The organism is Pseudomonas sp. NBRC 111138 (genome assembly GCF_001320835.1).
GTDB classification, from domain to species: Bacteria; Pseudomonadota; Gammaproteobacteria; order Pseudomonadales; family Pseudomonadaceae; genus Aquipseudomonas; species Aquipseudomonas paracarnis.
This window is the reverse complement of the sequence record NZ_BCBO01000172.1, coordinates 1-11,506: the sequence shown is the minus strand read 5'-3', so window position 1 is coordinate 11,506 and position 11,506 is coordinate 1. Positions and strand designations below refer to the sequence as shown.

Sequence of the window (11,506 nt, the reverse complement as noted above, 5' to 3'; positions counted from 1 at the left end):
CAGGTGAATTATTTCCAGGGCGCGGGCTCGCCAAACAGTTGGCCCTGCACGCCGAAAATCCCCATCTCACGAATCACCTTCAGTTCGCCCTCGGTCTCTACACGTTCGGCAATCAACGGCAGGTCGATGCTATGGGCCGCTCGCTGGATGGCCTCGATAAACAGGCGCTTGTCGCTTTCCTGGTCGATGGCGCGAATGTAGCTGCCGTCGATCTTCAGGTACGCCAGGCCCAGGCGCGCCAGGTTGCCGATCATGCTGAACCGCCCACCGAAACGTTGCAGGCTGAGGGAGAAGCCCAGTTCGCGCAGGCGCTGGGTCATCTGTTCCAGCACGGGCTGCTCAGGCAGTTGCTCCTCACCAATCTCCAGGGTGAGGCGCGGGCCCAGGTTGCTGTGCTGGCGTAGCAGGTCATAAACGCGGTTCAGGGCCTGGGTATCTTGCAAGGTCGCGGCCGAAAGATTCAGCGCCAGGTTCTCGGTGTGGCTGGCCATCTGCTTGAGCACCTGCTCCAGCATCAGGCGGTCCAGGCGGGCTGACCAACCAAAGCGCTCAAGCCACGGCAGGAAGCGCCCGGCCGGTATGGTGTGGCCGTCTTCGTCCTGCAAGCGCGACAGTACTTTGTAATGCAAGACCAATTGCGGGTCCTGGCTGGCGACAACCGGCTGGAAGTACAGCTGGAAGCGCTGCTGGGTCAGGGCCTGGTCCAACAAGGTGTGCCAAGCATGGTGATCGTCTCCCACGCTGGCGGCGGCGCTGCGGTCCAGGCACACCCAACTGGTGTCGCCCTGCGCTTGGGCCTGGGCCAGGGCCTGATCGGCCAGGGTCAGCAGGGCTTGGGGCGCGTCGCCATGGCTGAACGGCGCCAGGCCGATATAGGCGACCGGCGTAACGTCACTGGCGCCGGTCGCTTGCAGGCTGAGCAAAGTGCTTTCCAGGTTTTGCGCCAGCTGCATCGCTTCTTCACGCATCAACCCCGGCGCCAGCACGGCGAACTCACCGCCACGAATACGGGTGACGAGGTTATGGGTTTCCGGGTACGGCGCGCACTGGCGCAGTAGTTGTTCGCCAACCGCTTGCAGTAACTGGTCGGTGCGCTGGCCACCCAGGCGCTGGTTGAGGCCGGCCAGGTCCTTGACCCGCAGCAGCAGAAGGTAGCCGGAGTTGGTCTCTTCCGGGTTACTGACGCGGGCGTTGAGCTGCATCTCGAAATAACGGCGGTTGGCGAGGCCGGTGAGGTTGTCCTGATAGGATTCGGTGCGCAGTTTTTCGCTACGCTCGGCCTGCTCCTGGAACAGCGCCTTGAGCTTTTCCACCATCTGGTTCATGGCCTGCACCACCCGCCGCAGTTCAGGCGTGCGGGGCAAGTCAGGCAGGCTGAGGAACTCACGGCGGGCAATGGCGTGGGACTGTTTGACCATATAGTCCAACGGCTTCAATTGCCGGCGCAGCAGCAGCCCACCGAGCACCACGCTGACCGCACCGCACAAGAGCAACCAGCCCAGGCTACCCAGGGCGCTTTGCCAGAGCTTGGCCAGGGCGAACATCGGATGGCTGACCACTTCTACCCGTGCGGCCTGTTCCCAGCCACGGCTGACCAGGGCATCACCGCCCGCCGGCTCCAGTCCGATCAGCTTGACGAACCAGTTGGGCACGCCGTTGTTGTCGGGAATACCGCTACGCTCGACGATGGTTTTGTCGGTGGCCAGGTCCACGACGCGGATGCTGGCATAGTAACCGCTGTCGAAGATCGAGCTGACCAACAGCTCCACCATGGCTGGGTCATCGATATTCGGGGTGAGCGACAGCGCCAATGCCGTCGCGGCATCCTGGGCGTGGGAGCGCAATTGGTTGACGTATTGGGTGCGCGAGCTTTCCAGGCTGACCATGAAGCTGCCGCTGAAGGCGACCACCAGGAACAGACAGATTGCGATCAATAGCTGTTTGAACAGAGACATCCGATCAGTTACTCCTAGTTGGCAGGCTCGGCTGGGAAGCCTTCCGCACGCATTTTTCTCAACACATCCTGCCAGCGCGACAAGCGTTTGGTATCACCGACTTTTTTGCTGCCTTTGGCACCAGGCAAGTACAACCCCTCGGCGTTGAATGAGTACACCGGGACCAGGTCGGTGCGACGGGTAGCCGGCAGGATCTCATCCATCAGGCTGTCGAGCACCAGTGGGACGGCGTCGGGGCTCGAATAATAAGTCAGGACCATGTGCGCCCGATTCTGCCGCAGGGCCTTGACGTAGGTAATGCGCAACTTGTCGCTGGACACGCCCAGGTGACGCAAACTGAAATATTTTGCGATGGCGTAGTCTTCACAGTCACCAGCACCTTTCCAGAGTGCCTCGACGGGCGTCTCCCAGTAATCCACAACGTGCCAGAGATCGATGTCTTCCACGTAGGTCATTTGCTTGTTGAAGAACAAATTGACGACCTTGAGCTGCTCCTGCTCGCTGACCTGTTTTTCGCTCACCAATAACCGCTGCCAGGCGTCGATACGCTGCTGGCCTTGACCCAAAGGCCCGTAGACGGCGGTAGCCTTGCGGCTGATTTGCGAGAAATCCCAATCGGCACGCAGCCCGCCGAGCATCAGGCCGGCCAGTAAAGTTGCTGATAAAAGCCAGCAAAGCAGTCGATAGGGATTAAAACTTACCGCCAAAATGTTCAGTCCGTGAAAGAGACGGAATTTCCAGGGATGGTGAAGCCTGGCCCTACAAAAAACAATGGCACAGTGCAATCATCGCAGGAGGCGGCGTTTTTATAACCGCCCTTGTGAGAGACACAAAGTATGCTGTGTAAGCACTTACAAACGGAAACTTTGGCTATTTGACAAGCACCTGGCCCATCTTTAGTGTTCTTTGGATCCAATTAGCCAGACTATTATTCAAGAAAGGAGGATAGCGCAACCGTGACGCAGAAGCCGAACCCATTAAGCAGCATCAAAATCAGCGGGCCTATTCCCGCCCATCTTGCGCGCTCCGTTATCGAAGAAACGTTGCGTAATGCCATCCTTGATGGGCGATTGCCCTGTGGCACCGCCATGCGCCAGCAAGAACTGGCCAGCCTGTTCGGCGTCAGTCGCATGCCGGTACGCGAAGCGTTGCGCCAGCTGGAGGCGCAATCCTTGTTGCATGTGGTGACTCACAAGGGTGCCGTCGTTGCTCCCTTGATCGAGGACAATTCGGCCGAGACCTATGCCCTGCGCATGTTGCTGGAGTCCGAGGCCCTGCGCCTGTCGATTCCGTTGCTCACCGACGCGGACCTTGCTCAAGCCGAGGCCTGTATCAACGCACTGGAAAGCGAGAAAGACTACACCGAGATTGGTCGGCTCAATCGCCTGTTTCACATGGTGTTGTACGGCAAGGCGCCCAACCAGCGGCTGCTCACTTTGGTCGAGCACGGATTGAATGAGGAGGAGCGCTTCCTGCGCTTCAACCTTGAGGCGATGGGGCTGGGGGAGACTTCCCAGGAGGATCACCGCGAACTGCTGAGCCTGGTAGCGCAGAAGAAGGTCGAGGAGAGCATCCTGACGCTGCGTAACCACTTGATGCGAGGCATGGAGGTGATCGCGACCTACCTCAGCGGCCTTGAGAGCGCCGAAAAAAACCCCACTCAGTAGGTTTTTTCGCTTTTGCCCTTGATCCTTAGGTGATGTAGCAACTTTCTTATCAGGGATTGTTGCTCCATCAGAAAAAACAAAGAACCAAATCATAATTAAAGCCGACTCAGCGCGCAGCAAAATCCCACGTATAGCTGGGCAATCACCACACACATAAATATCGGGAAAAACATCTAATACATTTGTATACCGGTTCAAACATTCAATCAGCTTATTATCTTTTCCCAGCAAGACACACCTTTCCATCCACTGCGTCTGCCTAGTGCAAGGGCCTCGCCGTGCGCGTGGGCGCGCTCAAGTTACTCTCGCACTCACAACTATAATATTTCAACACTGCTTTTAGAGCACTCGCAACAACTCATAGGCGTCAACCATGTACCCACATTCACTCGCGCAAAAAAAACGACAACTTTTTGATCATCCGTTATTTATAGAAATAACCAGCCTCGGCAAGTTACAACACTTCATGAAACACCATGTATTTGCTGTCTGGGATTTCATGAGCCTGACCAAACGCCTGCAAAAGGACCTCACTTGCATGCAGTTGCCCTGGCTCCCCTCCACTGACCCGCACGCTGCCCGCCTGATTAATGAAATCGTGCTGGCGGAAGAGTCGGACGAGCACCCGACGCGGGGCTATTGCAGCCACTTCGAGCTGTACTTGGACGCAATGACGGAAGTGGGCGCCAGCACGGTCGCAATCACTCGCTTTATCGACCTGCAAAGCCAGGGAGTGGAGGTAAGCGCAGCCTTGCAGATGATCGATGCGCCCCAGGGCGTGGCCCGCTTCGTCGACAGCACCTTACAAATTGCCCTGAGCGCTCCGACCCACTGTGTGGCGGCGGCGTTCCTGCATGGCCGAGAGTGTGTGATTCCGTCAATGTTCGAAAGGCTTTTGCATAGCCATGCTTTCATAGGTCGGCAGGCCCCTACGCTATGTCACTACCTCAGCCGCCATATCGAAATAGACAGCGATGATCACGAGCCCGCGGCGCAACGGTTGCTACAGCGCCTGGTCGACGCAGACCCCAGCCGTCAGCAACAGGCCGATAACGCCGCCCTGGGCGCCGTGCAGAGTCGTATTACCCTCTGGGACGACGTACTGGCCTCGATGCAAGAGGTACGTCCGTGAACGCCGCTCATTACCAATCCTTTGCCGACGACTGGGAGCGTCGCGCAACCATCCGCACACGCCCCCGGCGGATGTTGGAAGACGACGACAAACTCATCTTCCCCCTGTGCCGTCAGCCTCTGGTGTTGAGTGCCACCTTTCTCAAGCACTGCCCGCAATGGCGCGACTTCGTGCTGGTGCAAAGCTTCTATAAATTCATCAATGACGTGGTGATTTTCGAAACCGAGATCGTCGACAAAACCGCGCGCAGCATCGCTAAAAATCGCTTCTCCCTGCCCTTCCCGCTCGCCTGCCGCTACGATGCGATGACGGTCGTTGTCGACGAGGATTATCACGCGCTGGTCGCGCTGGATTTCCTGCAGCAAGCCGTGCAGATGACCGGAATCCAACCGCTCGATCTACCCGGGCAAATTGAATTGGGCCGCGCGCTGCCGGCAGCCCAGGCACAGGTACCGGCATACTTGCACGATGCCGTAGAGTTGATCGGCGTCGCCATCGCTGAGAACACCATCACCCATGACGTCGCAGCGTTTTCCAAAGATGGCAGCGTCAAATCCTCTGTCCGCGGCCTGATGGCCGATCATCTGTTTGATGAAGGGCGGCATGCGCGGTTCTGGACACAGTTGGTGCGCCTCTACTGGCAATCGGCAAGCTCTGAAGATCGCGACCACATTGCTCAAGCCCTGCCCGTGTTCCTGACGCACTACCTGACCAACGACCTACAGAAAGACTTCGATCTGCAACTGATCGAACACTTGGCTATCAGTGCCGATACGCGCCGGGCACTGCGCGACGAAATCCAGGCGCTGGACTTTCCCATCACCCATCAACATCCGCTGCTGGCCAATATCATGGGCCTCCTGCACCACAGCGGCGTACTGCAAACCCCCAGCGTGGCACGAGCCCTGCGCGACTACCTGCCCGTATCGAGGAGGTTGGCATGAGGCGCTTGCAGATCGAGTGGCGTGGTACCGGTAACGCTCTGGCGGCGCTCAGGCAGGAGCTGGAGCAATATGGGCATGTGGCAGGAACGGGGTCTGTGGATCTGGTTATTGAAGACGGGAGTCAGCCGCTGCCGCCCTCGCCCGCCAGTGCGCCATGGTTAAGCTTGCGCGTGGGTATCGGCCCGCTCTGCGAACACGGGCTGCCCTCATTACAGTTACGCTGCTACGACCGGGAGCGGCGCCTGCTGACGGTGCACGACGTTGCCCGGGAGCCCAGCGGCAATGGGCAGCGGTTGCGTCAGCAGGCAACGAATGCAGTGGTGGAGTGGGCTGCTTTGTTGGTCTGCGGTTTTTCAAGAGACCCCGCTTATTTCTCGGCAACGGCCGCTGCTAACGCCTGGCCTGAACAGGGCCTGCAAGAGCTGGATGCCTTGGCTTTCATGCACCGGTTCAACCACACGGCGGCCCCTGCCTTACTGCACGCGGCCCGAACGCCCATGATCGAACGGCTGCAGGCCAGCCTCAATACCTTCGCGCATCGAACAGTGCTGAACATCGCCGGTCATGCGCTGACTTATCGGCAGCTCCAGCAACAAGCCATGGCTATTCAACAACGCCTGCTTCCCTTGCTGGAGGATGCCGAGGCTCCACAAGTGGTCGGCGTATGCCTGGAGAAATCTGCCGAGTTGTACGCCAGTATTCTCGCGGTGCTTGGCTGTGGCGCCGTGTATTTGCCGCTGGTGCCTGACCACCCGGAGCAACGCCAGCACTGCATGCTGACCAGCCTCAAGGCCTGTGTGCTGCTGGAGAATGGCCAGCACCCATTGCGAGAGCGTTTCGTTTCACTTGATGTGAGCCAGGTGGCCGCGCACAGCGCCGACATGACGCAACCGCTGATGCACCGTCACCCCCGTGCCGACGAGCCGTGCGTGGCACTGTTCACCTCGGGTACGACGGGCCAGCCCAAGGGGGTACTGCTGAGCCAATACAACCTGGCGCATTTCACGGCCTGGCTCGTCAGTTGCGTGGCGCTGGATCAACACAGTCGCGTCCTGCAATTTTCGCCACTGGGCTTCGATTCTTCACTGATCGATATTTTCCCTGCATTGATCGCCGGCGCCGAGTTGATTGTGCCCAGCCCAGACCAGCGTCACGACCCTCAGCAACTGGTAGAACTGATTCGCAAGCAACGCGTCACTCATGGGTTTGTGCCACCGGCACTGCTCAGCATCCTGCCGCTGGATCAGCCGTTGGGCATGACTCATTTACTGACCGGAGGTGATTTCTGCGAGCCCTGCGTGATCGAACAACTGGCCGGTCAATGCCAGTTGCATAACCTCTATGGGCCGACCGAGGCCACTGTGTTGGCGACCCATCGGGTATTCCAACGAGGTGACAGCCATCGCAATATCGGCCTCCCCATCGCTAACAGCCAGGTGCTGATTCTCGACGAGAACCTGCAGCCCGTGGATGAACAGGTAATGGGCGACTTGTACATTGTCGGTCCCGGAGTAAGCCTGGGTTATTCGAATACACTCTCGCGGGCCGACAATCCGTTCGTGACGCTGACACTGCCAAATGGCCAAGTGCTACAGGCTTATCGCAGCGGCGACTTGGCAAAATGGACGCAAGAAGGCATCGAACTGGGCGGCCGCAGGGATGAGCAAGTCAAGATCCGCGGGTTTCGAGTTCAGCCTCAGGATATTGAACAGTGCTTGCGCGATAGTCGCTTGTTTCGCCAAGTGGCAGTGGTGATCGATACGGCACACAGAGTCATCGGCTTTGCCGCCCAGCCGGAATCTGGCGCTACGCTGGCAAGCCTGAAGGAACATGCTCGACAGTGGTTGCCGGTGCATATGCAGCCCAGCGCTTGGAGCGAACTGGCATGCATGCCCCGTTCGAATAACGGCAAGATCGATCGCAAGGCCTTGCTGGCCATGCCAATACCCATACCCATCGGGATGGATCGCTGTCGCATACAAGACCCTTTGCAGGCACAACTGGCTGACGTGTGGGGTGAGCTGCTGGGATTACCCGCAGGCGAACTCTCGATTGATGAGAGTTTTTTCAACCTCGGTGGCCACTCCATCCTGTTGTCGACCCTGTTGCTACGCCTGCGCGAGCAGTTTGGCCGCAGCTTCTGCCTGAGCCCCTTTTTTGAGACGCCGACCATCCGCACATTGGCCGCACTCATGGATGGCAGTGCACTGCCGGATACACCATCCAACCAGATGGAACAAGATGCGACGCGAGCACTGGAGGTCGAGATGCTGCCCGAGACCCTTGCGGGAGACTCGCGCAAAGCCATCGTCACCGGCGCGAACAGCTTTGTCGGGGTTCATATTGTCCAGGCACTGCTGACTGGCGGGGCGCAGGACGTGGCGTGCCTGGTGCGCGAGTTGCCCGGCCATTCGGCAGCGACAAGGTTCGCCCAGGCATTGCGTGAATACCGCTTGGAACATCTGGACCTGAGCCGAGTACAGGTATACGCCGCCGATATTCGTAAACCTCGCCTGGGCTTGGCCGACGACGTGTACGAGCACCTCGCCCGTCATTACGGCGTGGTGGTGCATAACGCCGCGCAGGTCAATCATGTGATGGATTACGCCTCACTCGCCAAGGACAACGTCGAGCCGGTGCTGGAATGCCTGCGCCTTTGCGAGACCCATTGCAAGAAGGTCCTCAATTTCATCTCGACGCTGTCAGCCTGCAGCAGCGTGGACGTCGACGGGTCCGTGCTTGAAGCGCCTGCCCGACGCGCACTGCCGCTCTATGTGAAAAATGGCTACAACCTCTCCAAGTGGGTAGCCGAGCGGCTATTAGGACGGGCAGTCGAGCAAGGGGCCTGGGTCAATATTCATCGGCCGGGAAATATCAGCTTCAACAGCCAGAACGGCGTTTGCCAGCCACAGAAAAACCGCTTGATGTTGATGCTCAAGGGGTCTCTGCAATTAGGGATGGTCCCGCGACTGGACGTCAATTTCGATCTGATGCCGGTGGACTTCCTGGCGCGTTTCATCGCCTACCACAGCGTGCGCTTTGACCCTGGGCGAAACGTGTTCAACCTGCACAACCCACTGCCCTTGAGTTGGGACCAGTATCTCGACGCCTTCAGCGAGGCTGGGCACGCTTTTGACCGAGTAAGCATTGAACACTGGCAACGGGCGCTGCGCAAAGTGAGCCGCAATAACGCGTTGTTCGGAGTGCTGGGCTTTTACCTGGACGGACTGGGCGAGGACATCGGTGACACATCGATGATCCGTTACGACAATGCCCGGTGGGGCGTGGAAAAAATGGGCATGTGCTATCCACCCAAGAGCCAGGCGCTGTTACGCAAAGGCTGCGACTATCTGAGCGCTATCAGTTTCCTCTGAATAGCACCCTGGACGTGAGACCAAGCGATCGGAGCGAGAGGCCTCGCTCCGATGCGGTCAGGATCAGATCTTGAAGCTATCGACCAATTGCTTCAGTCGGCTGGCCTGCTGGGACAGCGCATCGCAGTCCTTGAGCGTCTCGTTGAGGTTGGCCACACCCTGCTGGTTCAGCAAGTTGATCTGGTTGATATCGACGTTGAGGGTTTCAACCACGGCGGTCTGCTCTTCAGTGGCGGCCGCGACGGATTGGTTCATGCCATCGATCTCAACGATACGTTGCGTCACGCTGACCAGACGCTCACCTGCCTGGTTGGCGACTTCGACGCTTTCTTCGCTGGAAGCCTGGCTGGCGTTCATGGTGGTCACGGCTTCGCGCGAACCCACTTGCAGCGAAGTGATCATCTTGTGGATTTCTTCTGCCGACTCCTGGGTACGGTGCGCCAAATTGCGCACTTCATCCGCCACGACGGCAAAACCACGCCCTGCTTCGCCAGCACGGGCCGCTTCGATCGCCGCGTTTAGGGCGAGCAAGTTGGTTTGCTGGGAAATGCCTTTGATCACATCCAGGATGTGTCCGATGTTATCGGTACTGGCATTAAGGGTTTCGATCTGAGTGCAGGACAGGCTGATCTTTTGCGAAAGCTCCGACATCGCCTGAATGGTTTGCTCCACCACTTTACGACCATCGTCAGCTTGTTCGCTGGCACCACTGGCATGCTGGGACGCGTCAGCAGCGTTGCGCGCGATTTCCTGGGTGGCGGCCCCTAGCTCGTTGATGGCTGCGGCCACGCTGTTGGTACGCGCGCTCTGTTCGTCAGAACCGATGATCGACGCATTGGATGAAGCCATCACACGCTGGGACAAATCGTGCACCTGGCGCGTTGCCGAAGACACCTCGGAAATCGACGCGTGAATTCGCTCGACGAACTGGTTGAATGCGCTGCCGACCTCGCCGAACTCGTCTTTGCTGGTCACGTCGAGACGTCGGGTCAAATCACCTTCGCCTTGGGCAATGTCCTGCATGGCCACGCCCATGGTGGTCAACGGGCGCAACAGTACTTGAATCAACAGGCTCAGGAGCACCGCAATAGCCACAACGGCAATCAACATCGCAATCAAGGCCGAAGTACGGAATTTGCCCAGCGGGGCATAGGCTTTTTCTTTGTCGATCGAAAGGCCGATGTACCAGTCAGCGCCAGGCAAGCCGCTGATAGGCGTGAAGGAAAGGATGCGATCCTGACCGTTGAGGACAACGTCCTGATTGAGCTTCTCAATGCGCACGTTGGTGCCGGGATAGATGTCCTTGAGATTCTTCATCACTTGGTCCTGGTCCGGACTGACGATGACCTGGCCATCACCGCTGACCAGGAACGCATGGCCGATACCACCGAAGTCTACCGAGTTGATGATCTTCACCAGTGTCTGCAGGCTCAGGTCACCACCGACAACACCCAACAACTCGCCATTCTTTTTCACCGGCATGGCAATTGTCACGATCTGACCGCCCACAGCCGCCATATAAGGCGGAGTAAGCATGGTTTTGTCCGCCACTACTGCTTGCTTGTACCAAGGGCGCTGACGGGGGTCGTAGTCGTCAGGCATCTTCGCGTCAGGGCGCTGTGTGAATACCCCATTGGTTTGACCTACATAGGTGAACTGGAAATTGGTGGTGAATGCTGGCTGATCGACCAAACCTGGGAGGTCGGCGGCGCTGCCCTGGTGGGCAACGTTCTGCGCCAGGTTCTCGAGGACCAGGATGCGACCACTGAGCCAGTTCTGCACACTGCTGGCGGTGAGCTCGCCGGATTGCTGGATGGACGACGTAAGGTTTTGCCTGATGGTGCTGCGCTGCAGGTAGTCGTTGTAGAGGGTAAATAACGCGAAGGCTAAAACCACGACGCCTGACGCGGCCAACAGAATTTTATGACTGAACTTGAGATTCATTTCATCGACTTCTTTTGCCAAAGGGGGGTGAGCGTGCCGAGTGGAACATTCCATGTATCGGGATAGGCGGACTCTGCGGTCGCTCTATTTCGGTGCACGCATGGCTCGTCAGGCTTTCGGCCAAACTTCGACAAATCTTAGGAATTTGTGAGAAGCATCTTCTTTTAACGTAGGAAACCGACAGGCGGTAGCCGTAAGGCAGATTTGCTGCGGTGGGCCGCCCTAAACGACAAAACCCCTGTCTGCGTTAGCAGACAGGGGTTTCGGAATTCAATCTTGACGATGACCTACTCTCACATGGGGAAACCCCACACTACCATCGGCGATGCATCGTTTCACTGCTGAGTTCGGGATGGGATCAGGTGGTTCCAATGCTCTATGGTCGTCAAGAAATTCTGTGTACCAGACCGTTGCGCTGGCAACGTGCCGGTGAAATTCATGAGCTTCTACATAAACAAAACCCCTGTCTGCGTTAGCAGACAGGGGTTTT

7 protein-coding genes and 1 rRNA gene are annotated in these 11,506 nt (G+C 58.0%); 4 read left to right on the top strand and 4 right to left on the bottom strand.

Annotated features, from left to right (window positions below; genetic code table 11):
- Positions 1-8: 8 nt before the first annotated feature.
- On the bottom strand, positions 9-1,955 hold the full coding sequence (gene lapD, locus APH41_RS27160; RefSeq protein ID WP_054922570.1) for a cyclic di-GMP receptor LapD: 1,947 nt from the start codon (positions 1,953-1,955) through the stop codon (positions 9-11).
- 14 nt (positions 1,956-1,969) lie between these two features.
- Positions 1,970-2,593 (bottom strand): cysteine protease LapG, encoded by a 624-nt coding sequence (gene lapG, locus APH41_RS27155; protein WP_371262647.1) that lies wholly within the window; start codon positions 2,591-2,593, stop codon positions 1,970-1,972.
- A gap of 318 nt (positions 2,594-2,911) precedes the next feature.
- On the opposite strand from lapG, the gene APH41_RS27150 reads away from it, so the two are divergent.
- From APH41_RS27150 to APH41_RS27135, 4 genes are all read left to right on the top strand, one after another.
- On the top strand, positions 2,912-3,622 hold the full coding sequence (locus tag APH41_RS27150) for a GntR family transcriptional regulator (RefSeq protein WP_034125400.1): 711 nt from the start codon (positions 2,912-2,914) through the stop codon (positions 3,620-3,622).
- A gap of 373 nt (positions 3,623-3,995) precedes the next feature.
- Positions 3,996-4,754, top strand: a complete 759-nt coding sequence (locus APH41_RS27145) for a DUF3050 domain-containing protein (protein ID WP_054922566.1) — start codon at positions 3,996-3,998, stop codon at positions 4,752-4,754.
- Positions 4,751-5,698 (top strand): diiron oxygenase, encoded by a 948-nt coding sequence (locus APH41_RS27140; protein WP_054922563.1) that lies wholly within the window; start codon positions 4,751-4,753, stop codon positions 5,696-5,698. Before APH41_RS27145 ends, APH41_RS27140 begins: the two co-directional genes overlap by 4 nt.
- Entirely contained in the window at positions 5,695-9,072 is a 3,378-nt protein-coding gene (locus APH41_RS27135; protein WP_054922560.1) for an amino acid adenylation domain-containing protein, read from the top strand. Before APH41_RS27140 ends, APH41_RS27135 begins: the two co-directional genes overlap by 4 nt.
- A gap of 63 nt (positions 9,073-9,135) precedes the next feature.
- On the opposite strand, the gene APH41_RS27130 is transcribed toward APH41_RS27135, so the two are convergent.
- Complete coding sequence (locus APH41_RS27130) at positions 9,136-11,016, bottom strand: methyl-accepting chemotaxis protein (RefSeq protein WP_034125396.1); 1,881 nt, start codon at positions 11,014-11,016, stop codon at positions 9,136-9,138.
- Positions 11,017-11,290: 274 nt separating this feature from the next.
- Positions 11,291-11,406 (bottom strand): 5S ribosomal RNA (gene rrf, locus APH41_RS27125).
- Positions 11,407-11,506: the final 100 nt, after the last annotated feature.